Origin of the sequence: Marinospirillum perlucidum, assembly GCF_003336805.1 — a bacterium.
GTDB classification, from domain to species: Bacteria; Pseudomonadota; Gammaproteobacteria; order Pseudomonadales; family Halomonadaceae; genus Marinospirillum; species Marinospirillum perlucidum.
Map to the genome: position 1 here is coordinate 64,193 of NZ_QFWJ01000004.1, position 25,455 is coordinate 89,647.

At 53.7% G+C, this 25,455-nt stretch carries 24 protein-coding genes; 18 read left to right on the forward strand and 6 right to left on the reverse strand.

The genetic code is table 11. From position 1 onward, the window contains the following. Genes DFK18_RS07400 through DFK18_RS07410 form a run of 3 tightly spaced genes read left to right on the forward strand, consistent with a single transcriptional unit; the run spans position 1 to position 5,656 of the window. Positions 1–2,343, forward strand: coding sequence for a cellulose biosynthesis cyclic di-GMP-binding regulatory protein BcsB (locus DFK18_RS07400; protein ID WP_162299725.1), 2,343 nt, complete (start codon positions 1–3; stop codon positions 2,341–2,343). Beyond that, entirely contained in the window at positions 2,343–3,410 is a 1,068-nt protein-coding gene (locus DFK18_RS07405; RefSeq protein ID WP_114417618.1) for a family 8 glycosyl hydrolase, read from the forward strand. The genes DFK18_RS07400 and DFK18_RS07405 overlap by 1 nt, the downstream gene beginning before the upstream one ends. Continuing rightward, positions 3,407–5,656 carry a cellulose synthase subunit BcsC-related outer membrane protein gene (locus DFK18_RS07410; protein ID WP_114417619.1) on the forward strand — a complete coding sequence of 750 codons (2,250 nt, stop codon included), beginning with the start codon at positions 3,407–3,409 and terminating at the stop codon, positions 5,654–5,656. Before DFK18_RS07405 ends, DFK18_RS07410 begins: the two co-directional genes overlap by 4 nt. Before the next feature lie 4 nt (positions 5,657–5,660). On the opposite strand, the gene DFK18_RS07415 is transcribed toward DFK18_RS07410, so the two are convergent. Beyond that, a complete protein-coding gene (locus DFK18_RS07415) occupies positions 5,661–6,845 on the reverse strand; it encodes an MFS transporter (protein WP_114417620.1) in 1,185 nt (394 codons plus the stop codon). A 131-nt stretch (positions 6,846–6,976) separates the two neighbouring features. Here DFK18_RS07415 and DFK18_RS07420 point away from each other — a divergent pair, with 131 nt between their 5' ends. Beyond that, positions 6,977–7,174, forward strand: a complete 198-nt coding sequence (locus DFK18_RS07420; RefSeq protein ID WP_114417621.1) for a YgaP family membrane protein — start codon at positions 6,977–6,979, stop codon at positions 7,172–7,174. A gap of 187 nt (positions 7,175–7,361) precedes the next feature. On the opposite strand, the gene nhaB is transcribed toward DFK18_RS07420, so the two are convergent. Continuing rightward, positions 7,362–8,885 (reverse strand): sodium/proton antiporter NhaB, encoded by a 1,524-nt coding sequence (gene nhaB, locus DFK18_RS07425; RefSeq protein WP_114417622.1) that lies wholly within the window; start codon positions 8,883–8,885, stop codon positions 7,362–7,364. 404 nt (positions 8,886–9,289) lie between these two features. Between nhaB and DFK18_RS07430 the strand changes: the two genes are divergently transcribed. Beyond that, complete coding sequence (locus DFK18_RS07430; RefSeq protein WP_114417623.1) at positions 9,290–10,780, forward strand: SulP family inorganic anion transporter; 1,491 nt, start codon at positions 9,290–9,292, stop codon at positions 10,778–10,780. A 4-nt stretch (positions 10,781–10,784) separates the two neighbouring features. After that, positions 10,785–11,639 (forward strand): universal stress protein, encoded by an 855-nt coding sequence (locus tag DFK18_RS07435; protein WP_114417624.1) that lies wholly within the window; start codon positions 10,785–10,787, stop codon positions 11,637–11,639. A gap of 41 nt (positions 11,640–11,680) precedes the next feature. On the opposite strand, the gene DFK18_RS07440 is transcribed toward DFK18_RS07435, so the two are convergent. Next, positions 11,681–12,088: a CBS domain-containing protein gene (locus DFK18_RS07440; RefSeq protein WP_114417625.1), complete on the reverse strand. Its 408-nt coding sequence runs from the start codon at positions 12,086–12,088 to the stop codon at positions 11,681–11,683. An 11-nt stretch (positions 12,089–12,099) separates the two neighbouring features. Further along, entirely contained in the window at positions 12,100–12,450 is a 351-nt protein-coding gene (locus DFK18_RS07445; protein ID WP_114417626.1) for a transcriptional regulator, read from the reverse strand. Between the two features lie 185 nt (positions 12,451–12,635). On the opposite strand from DFK18_RS07445, the gene bamE reads away from it, so the two are divergent. Continuing rightward, a complete protein-coding gene (gene bamE, locus DFK18_RS07450; RefSeq protein ID WP_114417627.1) occupies positions 12,636–12,986 on the forward strand; it encodes an outer membrane protein assembly factor BamE domain-containing protein in 351 nt (116 codons plus the stop codon). 10 nt (positions 12,987–12,996) lie between these two features. After that, positions 12,997–13,242, forward strand: a complete 246-nt coding sequence (locus tag DFK18_RS07455) for a DUF1653 domain-containing protein (RefSeq protein WP_114417628.1) — start codon at positions 12,997–12,999, stop codon at positions 13,240–13,242. On the opposite strand, the gene DFK18_RS07460 is transcribed toward DFK18_RS07455, so the two are convergent. Together DFK18_RS07460 and DFK18_RS07465 are read right to left on the reverse strand one after the other, a co-directional pair. After that, on the reverse strand, positions 13,239–14,810 hold the full coding sequence (locus DFK18_RS07460; protein WP_114417629.1) for a cation:proton antiporter family protein: 1,572 nt from the start codon (positions 14,808–14,810) through the stop codon (positions 13,239–13,241). The two genes, DFK18_RS07455 and DFK18_RS07460, sit on opposite strands and share 4 nt — an antisense overlap. Positions 14,811–14,834: 24 nt before the next feature. Further along, a complete protein-coding gene (locus DFK18_RS07465) occupies positions 14,835–15,188 on the reverse strand; it encodes a YqcC family protein (protein WP_114417630.1) in 354 nt (117 codons plus the stop codon). A 273-nt stretch (positions 15,189–15,461) separates the two neighbouring features. On the opposite strand from DFK18_RS07465, the gene flgB reads away from it, so the two are divergent. The 10 genes from flgB (at position 15,462) to flgK (ending at position 25,450) form a co-directional block, all read left to right on the forward strand. Next, positions 15,462–15,860, forward strand: a complete 399-nt coding sequence (flgB, locus tag DFK18_RS07470; RefSeq protein WP_114417631.1) for a flagellar basal body rod protein FlgB — start codon at positions 15,462–15,464, stop codon at positions 15,858–15,860. A gap of 11 nt (positions 15,861–15,871) precedes the next feature. Then, positions 15,872–16,345 carry a flagellar basal body rod protein FlgC gene (flgC, locus tag DFK18_RS07475; RefSeq protein ID WP_114417632.1) on the forward strand — a complete coding sequence of 158 codons (474 nt, stop codon included), beginning with the start codon at positions 15,872–15,874 and terminating at the stop codon, positions 16,343–16,345. An 81-nt stretch (positions 16,346–16,426) separates the two neighbouring features. Further along, positions 16,427–17,113 carry a flagellar hook assembly protein FlgD gene (locus tag DFK18_RS07480; RefSeq protein ID WP_114417633.1) on the forward strand — a complete coding sequence of 229 codons (687 nt, stop codon included), beginning with the start codon at positions 16,427–16,429 and terminating at the stop codon, positions 17,111–17,113. A gap of 22 nt (positions 17,114–17,135) precedes the next feature. After that, on the forward strand, positions 17,136–18,545 hold the full coding sequence (gene flgE, locus DFK18_RS07485) for a flagellar hook protein FlgE (protein WP_114417634.1): 1,410 nt from the start codon (positions 17,136–17,138) through the stop codon (positions 18,543–18,545). Positions 18,546–18,758: 213 nt separating this feature from the next. After that, positions 18,759–19,508 (forward strand): flagellar basal body rod protein FlgF, encoded by a 750-nt coding sequence (locus DFK18_RS07490; protein WP_114417635.1) that lies wholly within the window; start codon positions 18,759–18,761, stop codon positions 19,506–19,508. A 53-nt stretch (positions 19,509–19,561) separates the two neighbouring features. Next, complete coding sequence (flgG, locus tag DFK18_RS07495; protein ID WP_114417636.1) at positions 19,562–20,350, forward strand: flagellar basal-body rod protein FlgG; 789 nt, start codon at positions 19,562–19,564, stop codon at positions 20,348–20,350. A gap of 29 nt (positions 20,351–20,379) precedes the next feature. After that, positions 20,380–21,054, forward strand: coding sequence for a flagellar basal body L-ring protein FlgH (gene flgH / locus DFK18_RS07500; protein ID WP_114417637.1), 675 nt, complete (start codon positions 20,380–20,382; stop codon positions 21,052–21,054). 34 nt (positions 21,055–21,088) lie between these two features. After that, positions 21,089–22,222, forward strand: coding sequence for a flagellar basal body P-ring protein FlgI (locus DFK18_RS07505; RefSeq protein ID WP_114417638.1), 1,134 nt, complete (start codon positions 21,089–21,091; stop codon positions 22,220–22,222). Between the two features lie 11 nt (positions 22,223–22,233). Next, a complete protein-coding gene (flgJ, locus tag DFK18_RS07510) occupies positions 22,234–23,373 on the forward strand; it encodes a flagellar assembly peptidoglycan hydrolase FlgJ (protein ID WP_114417639.1) in 1,140 nt (379 codons plus the stop codon). 49 nt (positions 23,374–23,422) lie between these two features. Then, positions 23,423–25,450, forward strand: a complete 2,028-nt coding sequence (gene flgK, locus DFK18_RS07515) for a flagellar hook-associated protein FlgK (protein WP_114417640.1) — start codon at positions 23,423–23,425, stop codon at positions 25,448–25,450. The last annotated feature ends 5 nt before the right edge of the window (positions 25,451–25,455 follow it).

Sequence of the window (25,455 nt, forward strand, 5' to 3'; positions counted from 1 at the left end):
ATGACTTCTCTTACTCATGCCGCTTCAGGATTAGCCGTCAGACAGCTGGGCTGGCTCTTACTGGTGGTACTTCTTCTGGGTCAGGCAGTCACTGCCCAAGCTGATTTGCAGGCGGCCAAGACGGAAGTCATGCGCCTGTCGGACTTTTCTGCGCAGGCCGGGCCGGTGCGTCTGTATGGCGTGACCGAGCAGCGAGAGCTTTTCTTTCCCCTGGCTGAAACCCGGGATATCCAGGATGCGGTGTTAAGTCTGCGCCTGGTCAACTCCATTGCCCTGCAAGATGAACGCTCTTTTTTGCTGGTTCGCTTCAACGAGACCACCCTGGCGCAGATTCCCTTTGATTCCAAACAGCCCATTTCCGATGCCCGTGTGCGTCTGCCGGCTGAACTCTGGCGCAAAGGCTTCAACAAGCTGACTCTGGCCGTCAATCAGCACTACACCAATAGCTGTGAAGATGCCACGGCACCGGAACTCTGGACAGAGCTGGATCTTTATCACTCCCATCTGGAACTCACTCATACCGGTACTTCCAGTGAACTGACCCTGGCCGATCTTTCCAATCTCTTTTCTCCTGGTATCGGCGGTCTGGAAGAGGCCCTGCTGGTGACGGCACCCGATCTGGATGGTTCTGTGAATACCGCTTCGCGGGTCTATCGCGAGGCGCTTCCCTTGGCGGCTCAGGCGCTGGCGCTAAGACGCGACTATACCAGTCTGGAAATCCGTCATCAGGCCTGGATGAAGGATCGTACTCCTTATATGCTGGCTATCGAGGAAACCGAACTGCAGCTGGACCCACGCGAGGCTATCTCCTACCTGGAAACTTCCGAGCCGTTTCATCTGCTGTTGGCAACTCGCGAGCAACTGCACTCAATCATGACGCCTGCTGAAATCGATTTGATTCGTGGTCCTTATCTGCGCCTGCAGAAGGTTCAACCCCTGGTGGATCAGGAGGGTGAGGTGCTGGTGCCCGGCGGGGTGCGCCTGTTGGTCAGTGGTCGCGATGAAGAAGAAGTGCTGCAGGCTGCACGTCTACTGCAGGAAATGGATGATCGCTTTAACCCGGTGGGTGAAATCACCCTGCTGGAGCGTTTGCAGCAGAATGATCAGTTACCCCAGGCCAGTGGCCGCTTTTTACACCCGGCAAGCAGTTATAGCTTTGCTGATCTGCAGCAGCCAACAGCCACCTTCCAGGATATGGGCAGCAGGCGGATTCGTGTAAATCTGCCCTTGCCAGCTGATTACTATGCGGTGGAATCAGAACACCTGGAGCTGCAGCTGGACTTTGGTTATGGCGCAGGCATGGGACCCGGTTCGGTTATGAATGTCCTGGTTAACGGCGAGTATGTTCACGGTCTTCTATTGGATCAACCCGGCGGTAGTGCCTTCCGCAATTACCGGATTCGTATTCCTATTCGTAAACTCAATCCCGGCATCAATACGCTGGATTTTGATGTCACCCTGAGACCTGAGCTGGTGGTGGGTGAATGTGCCGGTATTCCCGGAACCCATCTGGTTTTCCAGATGCAGGATACGTCTCGGGTGATCTTGCCGGATGCCGCTGAAGTCAGTGTTCAGCCTAACCTGACACTCTTTGCCAATACCGGTTTTCCCTATGTTGCTTCCGGTTATAAAACACCCAGTGAAGTCATCCTCTCTTCTTCCGATTTGACTGCCGGTGCCTTGACGCTGGTGGGTCGCTTGGCTCAAGCAGCCGGTGCCCCCCTGGAAAACCTGCAGCTAAAAGTCGGTGGTCAGCCTTCGGGTCATGCCTTGATGCTGGGTACCCCGGCGAGCCTGCCCGATGATCTCTTTTCTACCTGGGATTTGTCTCTGGGACGGACTCAGCGTTGGCCTTATCCGGCCTTGAATGATTTGCGTGCACGCCTGAACCAGGATGAGGTTTCTCTCTTTCAGGCTTCCCCGGAAGCAATTTCCGCCAGCCGCCTGAGTGGTCAGGTCCATCAACGCAGCGGCCTGGGTGATTTGGGTGTGCTGGTCGCTTTTGCCAACCCCTACAGCGAAGAGAAGGCGACCCTGACCCTGGTTACTGCGGAAACCGAGTCACTTTTGCATGAGCGCCTGCTGACCCTGGTTACTTCACCCTTCTGGTCGCAGCTGCAGGGCGATCTGTTTATCTGGGAAGAAGATCCTGATCAGATAGCTCATCTTCAGGTTGCCAACCGCTATGAACTGGGCGAAAAGGATACCTGGATGAAGCTGCGTCTAATCCTGTCCAACAACCCCTGGTACTGGTTGGGTGGGGTACTGGTGGTCCTCTTGGCTTTCACTCTGCTTGCGGTCAAACTGCTGGGTAAACGCAGGAAAGAACTGGAGGCTGAATAATGAAAGGGCTGTTTGCCGGAGTGGTGGTCGTTGCACTGGTGGCCGGTTTCTGGTTGTTGCAACAGCAACCGGAACCCCTTCCTCCAAGGCTTCAGGCCGACACCTGGCAGGCTTTTTCTGAGCAGTTTGTCGAGGCTTCCGGTCGGGTGGTCGACCGGGATAACGGGGGTATTTCCCATAGTGAAGGCCAGGGTTACGGCCTTCTCTTTGCCCAAGCTGCCGATGATCGTCAAGCTTTCGAGCGCATCTGGCAATGGACCCAAACCCAGTTGCAACGGCAAGACGGTCTTTTTTCCTGGAAGTATTCTCCCTGTCCTGAAAAGGATGCTTCCTGCATCAGTGATCCTAACAATGCCAGTGATGCCGAAATTTTGATTGCCTGGGCTCTTTTGCGAGCAGCCGATCGCTGGCAGGTGGATGAATATCGGGAAGCGGCGGATCGTATTGCCAGGGCAGCCAGCGATAAATTGCTGCTGCAACATCAGGGACAGCTGTTGCTCTTGCCGGGTGAGCTGGGCTTCATCCAGGGCGAGGCTGTAACTCTCAATCCTTCCTACTGGGTCTTCCCTGCTTTGGACGCCCTGGCTAAAGCCTTCCCCGAGCAAGCCTGGCAGCAATTGGCCGAGCAGAGTCGAACCGATCTTCGTAAAATGGCTTCCCTGACTTCGGGACTGGCGCCGGATTGGGTTGCCCTGGTTGAAGGCGAGTGGCAGGCTTCCAGCCTCTTTCCCTGGCGTTACGGTTTTGATGCAGTGAGAGTCCCTTTGCATCTGGCCTGGTCGCAAGAGGGCATCAGTGAACAGGAAGCAGAACCCTATCTGACTTTTTGGCAAAACCACTCACCACCACCGGCCTGGATCAGTCTCAGCGGTGAAGAGCAGGCCGACTATGCCTGGAGTCGGGGCATGCAGGCGGTTTCCCAGGTGGTGACAGCCTTGTCCCAGGGGCAGGGGTTAGCCGCTGAAGACTTGATTCGCCCGGATGCCACCAGCGGTTACTATGCCTGGAGTCTGTTTTTGTTGAGTCAATTGGCCCTGGCAGACAAGCAGCAGGAGAGCCACCCATGACAGCCTTTACCCGTTTGCTGCTGCTGTTTGGCAGTCTGCTGCTGGCGGCCGAAGTACTGGCTTCACAACCGGATTTGCTGGAACATCAACAGCATCCTGAAACCAATGAGCGTGAGGTTTCGGCCGATTATTACCTGCGTCCCGAACAGCCGCAGGCCCAGCCGCCGGAAAATCAGCAAGTGGATACCACGGGCATTTGGTATCACCTCAGGCAGGGGCGGCTGAGTGCTGCCCGGGCCGAATGGCTGCGTCTACGCCAGGAAAATCCGGGTTGGCAGACACCCGCTGATCTACAAGCAGCCTTTGCACGGGCCAACCGGCCGTCGGCAACCACGCCCGAGGGGCCGCCACCTGATCCCTATCTGCTTGCCATGGGGCGTCTGGCCAGCCTGGCAGCGAATGAACTGGATCGAGTGGAGTCCGCACACTTAAATGATCTGGGGCGTCAGGCTCTTACCCGCGAAAGAAGCGATCATCTCCTGCTGTTGGGCTGGATCCATCTGGAGCGCAGTGAGCCTCTGCTGGCGCGTGATCGTTTCCTGCAAGCAGGCCGCTTGCAAGCTTCCGCCCCCGTCAGTGATGGTCTGGCTACTGCCTATTACCAACTGGCGCTGGTCGCCCTGGCGAATGAACAGAGTGATGAGCTTCTTGAAGCTGCCCGCCAAAGTTATACCTGGGGTCGGGAAGGCATTTATGCCGAGCTGGGCTGGCAGGCCTTTGATCAGGAAAAATGGCAGCAGGCCTATCTGCTGTTTGCCCAGGCCGAACCCCGCGAAAGCGAACTCTTTGGCCGTTATCTGGCGCTGCAGCGTCTGCAGCGATTGGATGAAGCCCGGGATCTGGCTTGTTTGCACCGGGAAAAGTCGCAACGCCTGCGTGAAGCCTGCTATAACCTGGAGGTTCAGCTGGCTTGGCAGGCTTATGATGCCGGTGATTATGAACTGGCCCGCCAGGGTTTTGATCGTCTACTGCTGGCTTCTCCTGCCTCGACGGATCTGGCCGAAGCGCTGGAATACACTCTTCAGCGTTTAGGTCAGCCTCAAGCCTGGGCCGTAGCCCGTGAACGTCATCCCTTGCTCAGGGCTGCCAGCCGCCAGCAGGTCGCTGCCCTGGCCTGGGCACGCAAGCAATTTGATTTAGCGACCCGTTTGAATGGGGAAACCGGAGCCGGGGCTGATTGGATCCTCTCATCAGGCCTGCATTTCCGTGCCAAGGCCGGGGATACCGGCACCACCCGCCTGCAAAGACTTCAGGGTTATCTGGGGGCTTCCCGTCTCTGGAAAGACTGGCGTCTGGGTGTGCGCCTACTGGGTGATCATGTGGACTCAGGCCTTCCCCCGGCAGGCAGTCGTTTTGGTAGTGGCAGCCTGACGGCAGCCAATCAAACGCGTGCACTGGCTGATAACCTGGCTTATTCGCCCGAGATCAGTCTGCGCCAGGAAGAGGCGACCTTTAATCTGCAAGCCAGTCTACGCAGCCTTCACGCCACTGAGGCGGCTTCCGGTCAGCTTTATGCCAGCCTGAAAACGGATTTGTTCCCGGCCTTTGGTTTTCTATCAGCCCGTCTTTTCCGCCAGGAAGTCAGTGATAGTCTTCTGTCCCTTCACGGAGCCGTGGATCCGGCGGATTCTTCCAGTTGGGGAACTCTAGCTGATCAGGGTATTTCCCTGCTGGGTGTTTTCTCTCTGCCCGCTACCACCAGTCTGGCTGTAAGCGGTAGTTGGGGGGAAGTGACCGGTGAAAGGGTCGCGGCTAACCCTCACCAGAATCTACGCCTGGATTTAAGCTGGAATCGTCCCCAGCTATTACCGGGAGATCGACTCGATTATCTGCGCCTGGGGCCCTTTGTGGAGTACAGTCAGTGGGATAAAAACCTGAGTGGCTTTGCTGTGCAGGAAGGTGGCTATTTCAGTCCCCAGACTTACTGGCGGGCCGGTGTGCAGCTACAACTGCTGACGCTGGAAAAACAAAACTGGCAGCTGGCTTCCCAGGCGCAGTTGTCCTGGAATGCCAGTACTGAAGAGGGCGTTTCCGGAGATACCGAAAATAACGGTCTGGGGGGTGACCTCTTGCTGGAAGGTAGCTATCGGGTTGCCCCGCATCTGTTGGTCGGCGGTTACTTCCAGCAGGCCTTTGCACCCGACTATCAGGATTCCCGCCTGGGTCTGGTGTTGCGTGTTCCTTTGGATGCCCGAGGCTGGGTAATCAGTCGCGATTTACCCACCAGTCAGGCCCCCGGCCATTAGCCGGTCAGATTTCCGCCAGGCGCTGGGTGTCGATGCGTCCACAGGCCCAGAGGCCAACCAGTGGGCCGGGTAGCAGGATCAGCAAAGAAGCCAGTTGCCAGTCCTGCCACAGCCAGGTTGCCAGTGCGATGGAAGGCAGGGTCAGACTGAAACCGATGGCATTCATCATGGCCAAAGCAGAGCCCAGGTGTTCGCGTGGTGCATTGGCCGAAGCCAGGGCAGAAAACTGGGGGGAATCGGCAATCACGGTAAAGCCCCAGACAGCCAGCAGACCGAGTAAAACCAGCGGCGGTAGCTGGCCGGCAAAAGGATAGATCAGACACAAACTGCCCGAGACCAGCAGCATGGCCCGGGCCACCTTAAGGCTACCCAGGCGGCGACTTAAAGAGCCGCCCCAGACGCATCCCGCCAACCCCAGCCCAATGATCACAAAGGAAAGGCCGCTGGTCAGTAAGCCATCCCAGCCCAGGCGTTGAATTTCTCTTGTCACCAAAAAAGGCGTGAGTGTCCAGAAAGCATAGAGTTCCCAGCAGTGGCCGAAATAGCCCAGGCTGATACGCCGGAAGGTGGCTTCCCGCCAAGCAGCCAACCCCTGGAACGGCGACCCCTTGGCCGCCCTGGCCGGTAACTCCCGCCCTTCACCGAGAAGATAAATCAGCAGTCCGGCAACCAACGCCAAGAGCGAAGACAGCAGCAGGGGGTACTGCCAAACCAGTTGCGGGGTGATGGCTCGAAGAAAATGCGGCAGGGCAGTGCCCAGCGTTAGCATGCCAACCAGCCAGCCGAGCGCACGACCGGCATATTGCGGCGTCCAGCTGACGACCAGTTTCATGCCCAGCGGGTAGATGCCTGCCAGGCAGAGACCGGTTATGAATCTTAGCCCCCAGGCCAGGGGGAAATGACTGCTACCCAAAATGAAAACGGCATTGATCAGGGCACCCAAGAAGGCTGCCAGGGCAAAGATGCGACTGGCGGGAAAGCGATCGGCCAGTCCGCTGGTGGCTAACAGCAGGGTGCCGCAGATAAACCCCATCTGTACGGCCAGGGTTAGTTGCCCCAGGCCGGCTTCGGTCAAGCCGCTTGTTTGCGCAAGGCTCTGGGCCACGCCGTTGATGCTGAACCAGAGGGAGGTTCCCAATAACTGGGCCAGGACGATGGTGGCCAGAGGGTGTCGCCTTAAAAATTCCACATGCCTATCCTTGTTATTGTTTTTTGTTATTAGATTCTAACCACTATTGCTTCTCTTTGCTGTGCGCTGCAAAATGCAGATAAGCCACTAATTTAGCGGTTGTTAATAGCGAACCTTTAAGGAGGTCGAACATGATTAAGAATGTAGGTGGTATTGATCGGATCATCCGTATTCTGGCTGGTGTTGTCTTGCTGGCACTGACCCTCACCGGCACAATCGGCGTCTGGGGCTGGATCGGCGTGGTTCCCTTGCTGACCGGTCTGGTGGGAACCTGCCCAGCCTACCTGCCTTTTGGTATTAAAACCTGCAAGGCACCCTCCAAGGATTAAGAAATCTCTGCCCAGCTATTGCGTAGTGATTACCAGGGATGTGGAAAGTGCAAGGATTCACCAGGAAGGAATTCAGCTTTAGTCGACGCTTATCACGGGAATCAGAGACTCTTTAAAAGCCTTTGAGAAAAACGGCCACCTGTTAGGGTGGCCGTTTTTTTATCGATGAGCACCTACATTTTTAAGCTTACAACCAGTGGGTGACCGCCCAGAAGCCGACACCACTCATGACCAGTGTATAGGGCAGTGCCATGAGTACCATGCGGCCGTAGGACAGGCGGATCAGCGGGGCTATGGCTGAGGTCAGCAGGAACAAAAAGGCCGCCTGACCATTGGGCGTGGCGACACTGGGCAGGTTGGTGCCGGTATTGATCGCCACTGCCAGATCTTCAAAATGCGCCTGGCTGATGCTGCCGTTCATAAGAGCGGCTTTTACTTCACTGATGTAAATCGTTGCTACAAACACATTGTCGGAAATGGCAGAAAGAATGCCATTGGCAAAAAACAGCATGCCTGGTTGCTTCTCCACGGGCTGGCTCAAGACCAGCTCAATGAATGGCTGGAAAAGATGCTGACTGTGAATGACGGCCACGATGGTGAAGAAGACCACCAGCAGAGCAGTAAAGGGCAGGGCTTCCTGAAAGGCCTTGCCGATCTGGTGTTCTTCGTTAATCCCGTTAAGGCTGGTCAAGAGCACGATGACCGCCAGTCCAATCAAACCCACCTCGGCCAGATGCAGCGCCAGAGCAAAAACCAGAAAGACAGCTACCACGGCTTGAACCAGCAATTGAGCCGTTTCTCTGGGTGTACGTGCCTCTGTCTGGTAGCGGTCAAAGTCTTCCAGAATACTTCTAACCCTTGCGGGGAGGCGACCGGCATAGCCAAAAGCCCGTCCCAGGGGTTTGATCTTCTCCAGCAGCAGACAGGTCGTCAGACCGGCCGCCAGTACCGGCATGCTCACGGGTGCGACCCTGAAAAAGAACTCCTTGAATCCCCAGCTGGCTTCCTTGGCGATCAGCAGGTTTTGCGGCTCGCCCACGAGGGTGGCTACCCCGCCAAGGGCCGTGCCTATGGCTCCATGCATCAGCAGTGAGCGCAAGAAACCACGGAACTGCACCAGGTCTTCGCGTTGGGCTTCAAGGATCGTCAGATCATTGCCATGGTCGTGGCCATGATTGTGGTATTCCTGACCCGAAGCCACGCGGTGATAAACCGAGTAGAAGCCGACGGCAATGGAGATGATCACGGCCGTTACGGTAAGAGCATCAAGAAAAGCTGACAGAAGTGCGGCGCTGATACAGAAAATCAGGGATAGCAGGGATTTGGAGCGCACGCCAATGAGGATCTTGGTGAAGGTGAAAAGCAGTAGCTGCTTCATGAAGTAGATCCCGGCCACCATGAACATCAGCAGCAGGATAACTTCCAGGTTATGCCTGACCTCTTCCAGCACCATATCCGGCGTGGTCAATCCCAAGGCGACTGCCTCCAGAGCCAGCAGACCACCCGGCAGCAGTGGGTAGCACTTGAGCGCCATGGCCAGGGTAAAAATAAATTGTGCCAACAATGCCCAGCCAGCCACGGCCGACCAGGGGCCAGGCAACCAGTGCATGATGGGGTTAATGATCAAAAACAGGAGGATCAGGTATTTGTACCAGTAGGGGGCGTTGCCGAGAAAGTTCTTGAGCAAACCCTGCGTCAGGGAAGCAGTCATGGTGGGTTTCCTTTTTTAGTTTTTTAGATAATTGCGATAGGTAAAGGGGATACATGGCTGTGGCCTGTAGAAATCGGTTGGATCGCCGGGATCAAATTGCGGCAAATAGTGCGACAAATTACCGCACTTGGCAAGCGGTAAAGTTGACTCGCGGGTTCCTGTTCAAGCTGCGTGGAATTTGCAGGCGGGTATGGTAAACTGCGCGGCTTTTCAAACCTGCCAAAGATGGGCGTTTTTCCAGGCATTTTGCTGCTTTTTTTATCAGGGGGCCGGTTGGCGTGCCTCTTGCAAACCCTGATTCAGGGTGACGCTCCTCTTGTATTCGTACCTGCACAAAAAACAACAACTAGCCTCGGTATTCCCGGGGAGCGGGATGTTTTTCAATCAAATGAAATGAGATGTTCATGATCCAGTCTATTAAGTACAACTGGTTTTCCAATCTACGTGGCGATTTTCTGGCCGGTATCGTAGTCGCGCTGGCGCTGGTTCCCGAAGCGATTGCCTTTTCCATCATTGCCGGAGTGGACCCCAAGGTGGGGCTTTACGCTTCTTTCTGTATTGCCGTGGTCACGGCTTTTGCCGGGGGGCGTCCCGGTATGATTTCAGCAGCCACAGGTGCCATGGCGCTATTGATGGTGACCCTGGTGAAAGATCACGGGCTGCAGTATTTGCTGGCCGCCACCGTATTGACGGGTTTGCTGCAAATCCTTGCCGGTTATCTGAAACTGGGCAATCTGATGCGTTTTGTTTCCCGCTCAGTGGTTACCGGCTTTGTGAATGCCCTGGCCATTCTGATTTTTATGGCTCAGCTGCCTGAACTGACCAATGTGACCTGGCCAGTTTATGCTTTGACCCTGGCGGGCCTGGGCATTATTTATCTCTTCCCCTATGTACCTGTAATCGGCAAGCTGCTGCCTTCTCCGCTGGTTTGTATTATTTCCATTACTGCTGTCGCTTTGGTCTGGGGCGTGGATATCCGTACGGTAGGCGATATGGGTGAACTGCCGGATACCCTGCCGGTTTTCCTCTGGCCCGAGGTGCCGCTGAATCTGGAAACCCTGCTGATTATCCTGCCCTATTCGATCATGATGATGGTGGTGGGTTTGCTGGAATCCATGATGACAGCCACGATTGTGGATGATTTGACCGATACCAAGAGCGACAAAAACCGTGAATGCAAGGGTCAGGGTCTGGCCAATACCATCACCGGCTTTTTTGGTGGCATGGCCGGTTGTGCCATGATCGGCCAGTCGATCATCAATGTTAAATCCGGTGGTCGTACACGCCTTTCCACACTGGTTGCCGGTGTTTTTCTGCTGATTCTGGTGGTTTTCCTGGCGGACTGGTTGTCAGTGATTCCCATGGCAGCTCTGGTGGCTGTAATGATCATGGTCTCTATCGGTACCTTCAGTTGGGATTCAGTTATTAATCTGAAAAAGCACCCGCTTTCCACCAATATTGTCATGGTGACCACCGTCGCGGTGGTAGTGGCAACCCATAACCTGGCCATAGGGGTGTTTGTCGGGGTGCTTCTGGCTGCGCTCTTCTTTGCCAACAAGGTCGGCCATTACATGCAGGTGAAGAAGTCCATCAATGCCGAGGGCAGTGAGCGTACCTACCAGGTGGTGGGTCAGGTGTTCTTTGCCTCTTCCAGCAAGTTCCTGCAGTCCTTTGACTTCAAGGAAGTGGTTGATAAAGTGGTTATAGATCTGACAAGGGCGCATTTCTGGGATATTACCGCTGTGGAGTCCCTGGATCGGGTGATCATCAAATTGAGGCGTGAAGGCGCGGAAGTGGAGGTCGTTGGCTTGAATGAAGCCAGTGCCACCCTGGTTGACCGTTTTGGAGTTCATGATGATCCCAAGGAAGTTGAAAAACTGATGGGAGGCCATTAAAACAATGAAACAGATACTTGCATGCATAGACGGCTCCCAGGCTGCTGAAGCGGTATGTGATGCTGCTGCCTGGGCGAGCCTGGAGGTCAACCGTCCACTGGTTCTTTTGCACGTGCTGGATAAAAGCATCTATCCCGCCAAGACGGACATGAGCGGTAATCTGGGTCTGGGAAGTCGTGACCATCTGCTTGAAGAGCTGGCCGAACTGGATGCCAAGCGCAGCAAGCTGGCTCTGGAGCAGGGTAAGCAGCAACTCAAGGCGGCGGCAGAAAGAGTCAAGGCTGCAGGTGTTGAGGCACCGGAAACCCGTCAGCGCCATGGTCACTTTGTCGAAACCCTGGCTGACCTGCAGGAAGATACCCGTATTCTGGTGATGGGGCGTCAGGGTGAAGATCATGGTGATGCCCAGGAAATCGGTGGCAATCTGGAAAGTGTTATCCGCACGCTGAGTTGCCGAATCCTGATCACGCCTCCCGGTTTTACCCGCCCTAGCAAGGTTTTGCTGGCCTATGATGGCAGCGCCACGGCCAAGAAGGTGCTTTATATCATGGCTCGCAGCCCTCTGTGCAAAGGCTTGCCTTTTCATTTACTGATGGTGGGTGAGAAGACGGATAAGAACCAGCAGTTGCTGGATGCGGCCCAGCAGGAAATGCAGGAGCAGGGACACCAGGAGGTGACAACGGCGATTCGTTCAGGTGAAGTGGAAGAAACTCTGCTGGCTTACCGTGAAGAGCAGCAGCTGGATCTGATTATTATGGGTGCCTACGGGCATTCGCGCATTCGCCAGTTCCTGGTTGGTAGCACCACCACCAATCTGTTACGCAAAACTTCTGTCCCGCTGCTGTTGATGCGCCAATAGCCCACTTGGCCCTGCATTCGCAGGGCCTGGTTTCTCTCGGTCTATACCTGGCTTTCGGTTTCCTCGTTGATGTCTTCCAGGAGCACATCAATGATGTCATCCATGGCCACCAGGCCGAGCATTTCATTGTTTTCCAGCACCAGCACCCGCTTGACCCGGCTTTGTACCATCATGGCTGCCACATGCTTGACCGCGAGATCGGCACCGACGGAAATGACCGGTTTGGCGCAGGCGTCATAGACATTCAGCAGGTCGATATCACCATCCTCGGCAATGACCAGTTTGAGAATGTTGGTGTAGGTAATCAGTCCCCAGGCATCCTGATCATTTTGTTTTTCGACCACCAGGGATTTGAGGCGGTGGCGTTTCATCTTGGCCAGGGCTTCGCGTAACTTGGCGAAGGGTGAGATGGTTACCACATCACGAACCATGACGTCCTTAGCTTGCATCTTGAATCCCCTTAGTTCTTGTCGCGCAGATATTCTTCAAATTGGTCGATTTGGGTCGGATCTATGCCGCCCAGGTGTTCCAGAGGCAGAGTGAAAACCACCCCGCGGGAGTTGTGGCCGTCCGGCATAACCTGGTTTTGAATGCATTTCAGCACTTCCAGAGAGAGGCCTTTTTCCAGAACCATCATCAACACCGTTTGTCCGCCTTCAAAAGACAGGCCGAAGAGGGTCTTTTTGGGGGTGTTGCTGATCCCCCGGCCGGAGAGGACGGTGATACCGCCTGCACCCAATTCCTTGGCGGCATCGGTACAGGGTTGTTCCAGTTCTTCGGGAATAATAGCGACCAGTACAGAAAACTTCATGGTTGCACCTCTGTCATGGATGTAATGACTTCACGCTACCAGAAAGTGGGCACTGAGTCATGGTTAAAGCTGAGACACTTTGCATCTGGTTCCCTAATTCGGCAGATGTATGCTTTACTGAAAAAGAGGCTTGAAAACTTCAGATTTATTCAAGCTCCCTGATAGACAAGACAAAGAGGTTATTCATGCTGAAAATGAAAGCATTGTTTGTAGGCTTGGGCTTGGTTCTGCTGCTGGATGGCTGTGCCACGGTCGGTCAGCCTTATGCCGAACACAAGGTTAATCAGCTGGAAGTGGGCGAAACGACTCGTTCTGAAGTGGAAGAGCTGTTTGGTGCTCCCTGGCGGGTCGGGCTGGAAAGCGGCCAACAGACCTGGACTTACGGCTATTATCGCTACAGCCTCTTTTCCGATGCCCAAACCAGTGATCTGGTCGTCCGCTATGATGAGGAGGGTAAGGTCGCTTCCTATACCTATAACCGCACTACGGCTGCTGACCAAGGCCCTGCCCGAAGAGCCGGAACTGCCGGACCCTAGGAGGGGAGGTATGAGTAGCGCAGAGGTTCGCCCCGGAATATATCGCCACTTCAAGGGTGGCGATTATGAGGTTTTGTATCTGGCCCGCCACGCAGAAACCGATGAGTACCTGGTGATTTATCGCCAGTTATATGGCGATCACACCTGCTGGGCCAGACCACAGAAGAGCTTTAGCGAGCTTGTTGAGGATGCTAGTGGAGAGCCGGTTACCCGTTTTACTCGAGTGGGTGACCGGCCCGACAAGCCCTTGGACTAGCTGGGCTGTTCCACTCTTTTAACCAGATGCTCCTGGTTGTTTTCCTGCATCAGGTGCTCAGCCAGACCTATGCCGGTTTCAGCAAAGGTGAGGTGGGTGTAATCGGCACCCGCATCGGTAATGGCCTTGGCGTGATCGGGGTAGAGACTGTGGCCGATAATCAGCCCCTTGAAGCCGCCATCACGCAGTTTGCGGGTCGCCAGTACCTTGGCTTCCACATCATTGGCGGCCAGGATAACTGACTTGAGGTGAGGCATCTCCAGGCGTTTCCAGAGCATCAGGTCTTCAGCATCGGCAAAGACGACATTCATGCCAGCATTGCAGTGGGTTTCCACCTTCATGGGGTCGGAATCCAGCCCCACCACCGAATAGCCTTTGTCAGCCAGATGCATGTAGGCTGCTGTCCCTGTGCGGCCCATACCGATGACCAGTACCTCCTCCTTGATATACAGCGGCTGCTCGTCCGGGTGAAAGCCCTTGCGTTCAAAGCGAACCAGGAAGGGACTCCATTTTTCATAGAGCTGATGGACGATGCGATTGAGGAAGGCCGAGGCGACGAAGGAAAGAGCCACGGTGAGGGCCAGGGGAACCAGCCATTCCGGAAGTACCACGCTGGCAACGATCAGACCGAATTCACTGTAGTTGGCCAGAGTCAGGCTGCTGAGAAATGAGCTGCGTGCCCGGAGTTTAAAGCCATTGAGCAGAAAGAAGAAAAGAATGCCTTTCAAGGGCAGGGCGACCAGAGCGATCAGGGCGAAGGTCCAGGCCTGGAGATCGGGGAGGCCATCAATGCCGATATGCAGGAAAAAGCCAACCAGAAAGATTTCCTTGATACTCCAGAGGGCTTTGGAAAGTTCGTGGGCCCGGGGATGATTGGCCAGCAGCGCACCAAAGGCCAGGGCACCCAGTTCTGAACTGAGCCCAACACTTTCGAAGCCATAGCCACCCACCAGGGCCAGTAACAGGCCCAGAAGAACAAGCAGTTCATCGTGCCCGCTCATGTCCAGCAGACGGTAGATCAACGGGCGTAACAAGGGCAAAGCAAAGACCATCAGGGCCCAGGCCGAAGGCGTTTTGCCGCTGGCCAGGCTCATTACGAAAAGGGCAATCAGGTCCTGAATGATGAGGATGCCGATGGCGACCCGCCCGTGAAAGGCTCTTAACTCCTTTTTGCTTTCCAGTACCTTGGCAGCCAGAACCGTACTGGAGAAGGACAGGGCGATGGCCAGCATCAGTGCCGTATAAAGAGTGACTTCCAGCAGCAGATAGAGACCGGCTGTAAAAATCGCTGAGCTGATTACGAAGTGAAGCAGACCGCCGCCGATGACTTCTGGCTTGAAGAGGCTCTTGATCTTGAGTTTCAGGCCAACAGTGAACAGGAGGAGGAGTACCCCCAGATGAGCCAGATGACCCAAGGCATCCGTACTTTCCACTGGCAGGTTCAGAAAATCGCCGGATGCAGCTATGGCAAAACCGGCAGTCAGGTAGCCTACCAAGGGCGGTAGGCCCAGGCGTTGAACCCCCAATCCCAGTACAAAGGCGAAAACGATCCAGACGGCTTCAATCATGGGTACTTATTCCTGTGTTCGGTCTTACGCTTGTCGCAAGAGTTGTGTCGGCGGAACCTTGCCTTCACTGATCAGCTGATCGATCGCCTGGGTGACTTCGGTGATCTCGGAAAGGTTGGCGGTTTCGATTTGCATTTCTACCTGGGGGGTGATGGCGCACTCGCCGGGTAATTGCGTGGGTGATTCCAGTAGAGCCTGCATTCTGGGTACAAAAATATATCTCAGCCACTGTTGCAGCGTCATGGAATCGACGCAAAAGGGTTCTTGGCTTTCAAAAGCCTGAGGCGCAGGTTGGCTGACCTGCCAGTGGCCTTGTTGGTCCAGACGTTGCTGAAGTAGATAAAGGAGCTTATAGAGCAGTTTTTTGCGTGCTTGCATGGTTGTTTGGATATTTTCTGAATTCTGATCGGATCAGGGTAATAGTAAAGCATCCTGATTAGACAGACCAAGCCTATCTCCAGTCGTGGAGGCAGGGTGGATAAAAAATCACCCTGCAATGCAGGCGGCAGACTTTTGCCGCCTGACCGGCCACCCCCGCTTTGAAAAATGCATTAGCTAAACAAGATTTTGTGTAGATCAGTGATATTAAAGGATATTTTATTTGTGGCACGTTAATTGAATGCTATAAAGCAAAGAAATTCGGAGGACGCCATGTCAATCAACTTCAACAATGCTCTGGGTATTCATGCTGATGCTTTGAATGTGCGTAGCCAGCGGGCAGAAATCCTGGCCAACAACCTGGCCAACAGTGATACGCCGGGCTACAAAGCTCGCGATTTGGATTTCAAGGGTATTCTGCAGGGCGAGTATGAAAACCGCGAGCGTATGCAGTTGGAGCGCACCCAAAATCGGCACATCCCTGCCGAAGGGGTTCTAGTTGACTCGGCATTGAAGTTCCGGATTCCTCATCAGCCAGCCATTGATGGCAACACCGTTGAAGCGGATATCGAGCAGGCTGAATTTTCCCAGAATGCCATGGACTTTCAAGCCAGCTTCACCTTTTTGAACAGCAAGTTTTCCGGCTTGACTAAAGCCATGAAGAACCAATAGGAGTCTAGCTGATGTCACTGAATAATATTTTTCATATTGCTGGCAGCGGCATGAACGCACAAAGCGTGCGGCTGAACACGACCGCCTCCAACCTGGCTAACGCCCAGAGTGTGAGTTCTTCTGTGGAAGAGACCTACCGGGCTCGTAAGCCGGTTTTTGCCCCCATGCTGGAGCGTTACAAGCAGGGCATTACCGATGAATACGGTTTCCAGAATCCTACAACCAGTTTTAATCCTCGTGATGTGGCCGGTGAGGGCGTCAATGTTCTGGGTATTGTGGAAAGCAACCAGGAGCTGCAGATGCGCCATGAGCCCAATCACCCCATGGCTAATGAAGAAGGTTATGTTTTCTACCCCAACGTCAATGTGGTGGAGGAAATGACTGACATGCTGGCTGCTTCCCGGTCTTTCCAGACCAATGTGGAAGTCATGAATACCAGCAAGCAGATGATGCAGCGTGTGCTGACCCTGGGTCAGGGTGCCTGAGGCTGATTTGAATGCAGGCGGCAACAACTTGCCGCCCGGTGCCGTAAGCGGCAAAAGCAATTAATACTTGAGATCCTAGCTATGAGTATTGAAAAAACTGACTTCTACCAAAGCCTTCAGGTAGAAAACCGACAGCGCGAAGCAAGTAAAACGCAGGGTAGTAATGAGCTGGGCAAAGACGAGTTCATGAAACTGCTGATTACCCAGATGGAGAATCAGGACCCGCTGAAGCCAACAGACAATACCGAGTACATTGCTCAGCTGGCGCAGTTTTCTTCTTTGGAAGGTATCACCAATATGTCTTCCAGTCTGGAAGGCTTTACCAGCCAGTTGCAGTCCACTCAGGCGCTTCAGGCTTCCACGCTGGTGGGTCGCTCTGTACAGGTGTTGGCCAATTCTACCCAGCTGGAAGAAGGCAAGTCTGTTAAGGGCACTATTGAGCTGCAGGATTCTGCCTCCAATGTGTTTGTGGCAGCCTACACGGCAGAAGGTGAGTACATCGGCGATATCACTCTGGGTTCTCGCGAGAAGGGTGATGTGGCTTTTGAATGGGATGGTCTGGATACGGAAGGTCAGCCTTTCCCGCCCGGTAATTATCAATTCCGAGCTTATGCTACCCGCGATGGCGTCAACGAGCAGGTAGATCTCTACCTGGGTCGCAACGTGGATAGTGTGGCTCTGAACGCCGGTGAGCGGGGTGAGATCATGCTTAATATCAGTGGCTTGGGCGATGCTGTGCCCTTGCGCGAAGTTAAAGTAATCAACTAATTCCAAGCAGGGGAGCGCTACTATGAGTTTTAATATTGGTCTATCCGGTCTGCGCGGCGCGCAAATGGATCTGAGTGTAACGGGTAACAATATCTCCAATGCCAGCACAGTGGGTTTTAAGCAATCCCGCGCTGAATTTGGCGATGTTTATGCATCGGCTGTTTTAGGAACCGGCAAGAACTCGGTAGGGTCCGGTGTCTTGGTTGAGCGTATTTTCCAACAGCACACCCAGGGTAATATTGACTACACTGACAATGCTCTGGATCTGGCGATTAACGGTAATGGCTACTTTATCGTTTCTGAAGATGGTCAGACCCAGTACACCCGTGCCGGTTATTTTGGCCTGGATAAAGACGGCTACATCGTAAATAACACCGGCAAGCGTTTGCAGGGTTATGAGGCGGATCTTCAGGGTAATATTCAATCGGGTGCTTTGGGTGATGTGCGCATTTCCCAGTCCAACGTTGAGCCCAATGCCACCTCGGAAGTGGATGTCGAGTTTAACCTGGATGCTACCGACACCGTTCTGGATCCGACCACCTTTGATCCAACGGATTCAACCACTTATAGCTACGCTAACTCCACGACCACCTATGACAGTCTGGGTAATCCCCACACTCTGCGTGAATACTTTATCAAGGTGGATCCCAGTAATGCCAACCCCTTGATAGCTAACTCCTACACTGGCGGTAATGCTTGGGCAGTGGTGACTACCCTGGACGGCAATATGTACCAGAATGATGGTTCCGGTACCACGGTGGCTGCTGATGCCTGGTCGACTTCAGGTAATACCATTGATGATTTTTACCATGGCATGCTGCTCTTCAATGAAGAGGGTGGTCTGGCCGAGGTGCACGATGCTGTTGCTGGCGGTGGGATTGACCCTACGACTGGCGGCGGTGGTACTACCACGAATGCTAACCAGCGTATCAATCTGGATGTTGCTGGTCAGGTTGCCGGGGCTTACTTTGGTCAGGCAGGGGCTACTCAGGATCAAATTGAATTCAATATCCTGGGTTCCACTCAATACGGCGCGGAATCAGCAGTTCAGTCGCAAACCCAGGATGGTTATACCACCGGTCGTCTGGCTGGTATGGAAGTTAGTGAAGATGGAACGATCTTTGGCCGTTATACCAATGGTCAGAACCGTGCAATTGGTCAGGTTCCTATTGCCACCTTTACCAGTCCGGAAAACCTTAAGGCTGTGGGTTCAACTGCTTGGGTTGAAACCTTTGAGTCGGGGATTCCTACGGTCAATATGGCAGGTACGGGCATTACCGGCGTTGTCGAGGGTGGTGCTCTGGAAGGTTCGACGGTGGATCTGTCCGAGCAGCTGGTTAATATGATTATTGCCCAGCGTAACTACCAGGCCAATGCCAAAACCATCCAGACTCAGGACACCCTAACGCAGACCATTATTAACCTGCGCTAAGCGGTGGCTGACTCTCGTCAGCTTGCGGTTTAAAAAGGCTTCAGGGGTAATTGCCTCTGGAGCTTTTTTTATGGCAAAAGCTTGCCTATCTGGATTTTGCTGAGTTGCTTCCAAATAGATGAAACCTCCTTGTAAAGCGCACCAGAGTGCGCTTTTGTTATTTTTGGCACATGCCTTGCAAGTAAAAGGGTAATTCTGATTTCGGAGGTACTCATGGATAAAGCCCTCTTTATTGCGATGACCGGTGCCAAGCACAATATGATGGCGCAAACGGCACGCTCTAATAACCTGGCCAACGCCAATACAACCGGCTTTCGTGCTGATTTTGAGCAGGCTCGTGCCATGCCGGTCTTTGGGCAGCATCATCCCAGCCGCGTTTATGCGCTGACTGAGCGTCCTGCCACGGATATCGAGTCGGGTCATTACGATCATACCGGGCGCCCTCTGGATATCGCTATCAAAGGTGAAGGCTGGTTGGCTGTGCAGGCCCCTGATGGGACTGAAGCCTATACTCGTCGTGGCGATCTCAATATTGACCCCAACGGGGTGCTAAGAACCGGCAACGGCTTGCCGGTGATCGGCAATGGTGGGCCTGTGGTCTTGCCGCCGGGGCAGTACATTTATATCAATGGCAATGGCGGTGTTTCCGTGGGCAATGAAGCTGGCGGTGCCGACTCAACCATCGTGGACAATATCAAGCTGGTGAGTGCTCAGGAGCTGGATGTCACCATGGAGAAAGGGCTGGATGGTCTGATGCGCCCAGCTGATTTCCCCGGGGGTGTTTTGCCAAATAATGAATTTGTTCAGGTGGAATCCGGCACCCTGGAAACCAGCAATGTGAATGCTGTGAACGAATTAACCAACATCCTGGCGCTATCTCGCCAGTATGAAATGAACGTCAAGATGATGAAGTCGGTTGATGATAATGCGGCCAAGGTCAACTCCATCCTGCGGATGGGTTAAGACAGCTTAGACTTTCATTGAAACGATTTTTTAGAATTTTTAAGGGGTAAGTTATGCATCCGGCACTTTGGACAGGTAAAACAGGTTTGCAGGCGATGGACACCAAGATGTCCACCATTTCCAACAACCTGGCAAACGTTAACACCATTGGTCACAAGCGCAACAAGGCGGTTTTTGAAGACCTCCTGTATCAGGCTCAGCGCATGCCAGGTGCCCAAAATGGTGGCGATGCTACCCTGCCGACCGGCTTGCAACTGGGTACTGGTGTACGTGTGGCGGGCACCCAGCGCGAATTTACTGAAGGCAGCCTGGAAGTAACCGGTCAGCCTTTGGACATGGCCATCAACGGTCGCGGTTTCTTCCGTCTGGCGATGCCGGATGGCAGCGTGTCCTATACCCGTAACGGTCAGTTCCATTTGGATCAAGACGGCCGGGTTGTTAATACCAATGGTTATCCTCTGGATCCGGAAATTATCCTGCCTGACAACACCAGCTCTATTACCATTGGTCGCGATGGCACCGTGACAGTAACCCAGGCTGGTGAAGAAGATAGTCCCCAGCAAATCGGCCAGATTGAAGTAGTCGACTTTATTAACCCTGCCGGTCTTCTGGCGAAAGGTAATAACGTTTTTGCTGAAACTGCAGGCTCAGGTGCGCCGCTTGTTGGTGTGGGTGGTGAAGATGGCTATGGTGCTATCGAGCAGAGCAGCTTGGAGTTGTCCAACGTCAGTGCGGTGGAAGAGCTGGTGGATATGATTACCACCCAGCGTGCTTACGAAATGAATACCAAAGTGGTTTCCGCTGCAGATGATATGCTGCGCAATCTGAACCAGACGCTTTAATCGAGCCTTAGCTTGAAGGGGAGGCAGTAATGCAGTTTCTTAAAACATCCTTGATCCTTGGTGTTTTGCTGGCCCTGATCACTGGCTGTGCAAGCAGCCAGCCTGCGGCCCAGCCCGATGATCCGCATTATGCTCCCGTTCAGCCCAGCCGCATGCAGCCGCCTCCTGCAACGGCCGGTTCGCTTTACCAGGAAGGTTATGGCAATGGTCTTTATGGTGACCGCAAGGCTTACCGGGTGGGGGATGTCATTACTATCGTTCTGGAAGAGCAGACCCAATCCAGCAACTCGTCATCGACTGATATGAGCCGTGAGACAGAAGTGGATATTGCCAGCCCTACCATTGGCGGGCGTAACCCCCTGGATTTGAGTGTGGGTATGAGTTCAGGGCGTGAATTTTCCGGCGATGCCAGTGCAGATCAGAGCAATAGTCTTCAGGGGTCGATTACAGCCACTGTTCACGAGGTTTACCCCAACGGCAATCTCTTGATTCGCGGTGAAAAATGGCTGACTCTCAATCAAGGCTCCGAGTATGTACGTGTCTCCGGTATCGTTCGTCCCGAGGATATCCAGCCTAATAATACCGTCAGCTCAGTGCAAATGGCTGATGCTCGTTTGACTTATAATGGTACGGGTGACTTGGCCAATAACAATCGCCAGGGCTGGTTGACCCGCTTTTTCAATAGCGGTTGGTGGCCACTTTAATTAACAGGATCCGGTTGGATTAACAGGTAAAGCTATGTTGCCCAGTAAACATAAAACATCGATCAGATTTATTCAGCAGCTTGCCCTGCTTGTGTTGGGTCTGGTCCTTTTTTCTGGATCGCTTTATGCCCAGACCAGCCGGTTAAAGGATATTACTTCGGTAGAAGGGGTGCGCAGTAACCAACTGATTGGCTATGGTTTGGTCGTGGGCCTGAATGGTACGGGGGATAACGCCCCTTTTACCAACCAGACATTTGCCAACATGATGAATCAGTTTGGCATTACTCTGCCGCCAGGTGTTGATCCTCAATCCCAGAACGTGGCTGCAGTTACCATCAATGCTGAATTGCCTGCCTTTGCCAAACCGGGTCAGCGTCTGGATGTCACCGTTTCTTCAATTGGTAATGCCGAAAGCCTACGAGGTGGCACCCTGTTGATGACTCCGCTAAGAGGTGCCGATGGCAATACCTATGCCGTTGCCCAAGGTAGTCTGGTCGTCGGTGGTTTTGGTGCTGAGGGTGAAGATGGTTCCAGTATTACCGTTAATGTGCCCAGTGTTGGCCGTATTCCCAATGGTGGTATGGTGGAAAGAGAAGTTGCCAATATCTTCTCGGAAAAGGACACCCTGACCTTCAATCTGCATAACCCGGATTTCACCACTGCTCGTCGTATTGAAGAAAAGATTAACGAAATGATGGGGCCGGGTGTTGCTCAAGCTCTGGACCCAGTGTCTGTTCGCGTGCGTGCTCCTCGTGATACCAGCCAACGGGTCGCTTTTCTGTCAGTGCTGGAAAATCTGGAAGTGGATACTGCCAGCTCGGCGGCCAAGGTGATTGTTAATTCACGAACCGGCACCATCGTCATCGGTCAGGATGTTCGTGTTGCTCCGGCTGCAGTTACTCATGGCGCTCTGACCGTCACTATTACTGAAAATCCTGAAGTGGTTCAGCCAGAGGCTCTCGCCGACGGGGAAACCCAGGTGCAGCAAAATACCCAAATCGATGCTGAACAGGAAAACAACCCCATGTTCAAGTTTGATGCCGGGGTGACACTGGATGAGATTGTTCGAGCGGTGAACCAGATCGGTGCTGCCCCCGGTGACCTGATGGCGATACTGGAAGCCCTGAAACAGGCGGGTGCACTGAATGCTGAACTTATCGTGATCTAGGGAGTTGCCAGATGATTGATGCAAATAATGGACACTACCGTCGCGCTCAGGAAACCTATCACGATTTTCAAGGTCTGCGTGACCTGAAACAGGGTGCAGTTGAAGACGATCCCGAAGCGCTGAAGGAGGTTGCCCGCCAGTTTGAGGCCCTCTTTGTACAGATGATCATGAAGAGCGCACGTCAGGCTGATGAGCTCATTGGTGGTGAAGACTCCCTGTTTAACTCCAATGAGATGCAGCATTACCGGGGGATGCTTGACGAGCAATTCTCTCTGGCTATTTCCCAGGGTAACGGTGGTGAAGGTCTGGGGTTGGCTGATGTACTGGTCAAGCAACTGGGTGATTCTCCAGCTGAAGCACAAAACGATGTGCCTGCAGACGTACGCCGGGGTGCTCAGCTGCTGGCTGAAGATGTGATGCAGCAGCTTCAAGAAAGACGCCTGAGAAGTCCTTCCGTGCCTCTGGCTGCTGCAGCCAACCGTGAAGCCACGGAAATGAGTCAGGCTGATCGCCGTGCTGCCGCTGAAGCCATTCAGGCCGGACAGCGCCCACCACTTGTGGCAGCCAGTCAGGTTGCGGGCCGTCAGCCTTTGGAGATCCAGGGACTGCCGGTACGTGAAGACAAGCGAGCCTATTTTGCTTCACCGGAAGACTTTGTACGCCACCTTTACCCGATTGCTGAAAGAGCAGCGGAAAGGCTGGGTGTTGATCCCAGGGTAATGCTGGCGCAATCGGCGCTGGAAACCGGTTGGGGTCGCCATATGATTGCCCGTGAAGATGGCTCCAACAGTTTCAACCTGTTTGGTATCAAGGCCGACCAGCGCTGGGAAGGGGAAGCGGCAGAAATTCCTACTCTGGAATATCGCAACGGCCAGCCACAGCAGGAAAGAGCTCACTTCCGGGCTTACGAATCTTTTGAAGATTCCATGCATGATTACATTGACTTTCTGACGGCCAATCCGCGCTATCAGCAAGCCCTGGAACAAAGAGAGAACCCCCAGGCTTTTGCCCAGGGATTGCAGCAGGCTGGTTACGCAACTGACCCCCAGTATGCCCGCAAGATTGTCAATATCCTGGATGGTTCAACCCTTAACCAGGCGTTACAAACACTTGAAGATGAACAACGGGATAGCGGTGCAGAAGATCGCTAGGCTGCCGATATCATCCTGAGTTACTGAATACCATTAGAGGGAAGGCTGTATGTCAGATCTACTGAATTTAGGCTTAACCGGGTTGCGCACCAGTCGCAACAATCTTTCCGTGACCGGTCACAATATCAGCAATATAGATACTCCCGGGTATTCACGTCAGCGGGCGATTCAGGAAACCAATCCGCCGTTTGGTACCGGAGCTGGCTATTTGGGTACCGGGTCTCGTACCCAGACTATCGAAAGGATCGTTGATCAGTATGTGACCAACCAGGTGCGTGTTGATACCAGCCGGGTCATGGATAATGAAGCCTTCCTCAGAAATGCCAATGAGCTGGATAACCTGTTGGCCAATGAAAGTTCTGCTCTGGGTACAGCCTTGAACGGTTTCTTTGATGGTGTTCAGTCAGCTGCCAATGACCCTCTATCCAAGCCAGCTCGTGAACTTCTTTTCAGTCAGGGTGACAGTGTCAGTCAACGTTTCAAGTCAGCCCAGTCGCGTCTTGCTGACCAGAATAACAACATCAATACCCAGTTGCGTACCTACTCGGCACGGGTCAATGAGCTGGCCGATGGTATTGGTGAAATCAACCGTGAAATCCGCGTTTACCAGGCGAGCCGCAATCAGCCGCCCAATGATTTGCTGGACAAGCGCGAAGAAATGCTGCGCCAACTCAGTGAAATTATCGAAGTGGATGTGATCAAGCAGGACGAGCTGGATGTCAATGTTTTCATCGGCAAGGGGGTGCCCCTGATTGTCGGCGAAAATGTGAATCATCTGGAAGCTGTGCCTGGTGAATATGACAAGGGTCGCTATGACGTCAATCTGGTTGATGAGGATGGTGCGACCATGAAGGTCAACTCCAGCCTGACTGGCGGCGAAATGGGTGGAGTACTGCGCTATCGCACTGATACCCTGGACCCGGCGCTCAATGAAATGGGGCGCATCGCCATGGTTTTTGCTGGTGAGTTCAATAATCAGCACCAGCAGGGTGTGGATCTGAATGGTGACCAGGGCGGCAATTTTTTCAAAGACATTAATACGCGTGAATTCATGCAGGACCGGGTACCCGGTTTGCAGCGCGATCTGGATATCGGCGTTTGGCTGGATTCAGATAATCTGGATCAGTTGCCTGCCGAAGAGTTTATTCTTAAAAGCGATGGTACCAACCTGACACTTCGTGATTCGGTGACTGGTCAAGATGTTACGCCAGCAGGTGGCCCTTTTGCTGCCTCGACAGCCGGATTGGGTTTGTTGAACGATGCCATGGCAACTGAGTATGGCTTCCGGGTCACTGATGCAGGAACAGGGACCAACCCCTTTGATCTGGATGCTGCTTCTGCCAATGTTCAGGCAGTATTTCAAGATGGCTTGCTGATTTCTCCTGTGCGCATCGGTGCATCCCAGCTAGAGCGCTCTGGTGACCTGAGTAATACCGATAAAATTGCCTTGAGTGGTATTTCACCGGATGAAGATAATGTAGGTACAACCACGCTGAGCTTTAGTGATCTGTCAGGTGAGAAGCTGACCAGCTTTGGTGCTGGTCCGGTCGATCTGTCTGGCGCTCAGGTTGACTATGATGGTGCCGATTTTATTTTGACCGATGAAACCGGTGCGGCGACAACTGGTGTCGATAATGGTGACGGCACCTATACTTTCACAATTGGTGGTTCCAACCTGATTTTGAACGTCAATGATGCCGCTGCTGCTCAAGCCGGTGATTCCTGGGTCTTGGAAGGCAAGGCCGGCGGTGAAAATGGTGCTGGCTTGTCAGCACTGCAAAATGAGGCCCTGGTAGAAGCCCAGGCTGATGGTACGGGTGGCAGCAGTTTGGGGGAAACCTACTCCATGCTGGTCGAGAAAACGGGTATCCAGACCTCTGAGTCGCGTACCGCCACGGAAGTCAGCCGCTCGGTTCTTGAGCAGACCAAGGCGATGCGTGAATCGACATCCGGCGTCAACATGGATGAAGAAGCAGCCAATTTGATTCGTTTCCAGCAGGCCTACCAGGCTTCCACTCAAGTGATTTCTGCTGCTCAGAAGATGTTTGATACGCTACTGAACAGCGTCGGGAGGTAATTGAT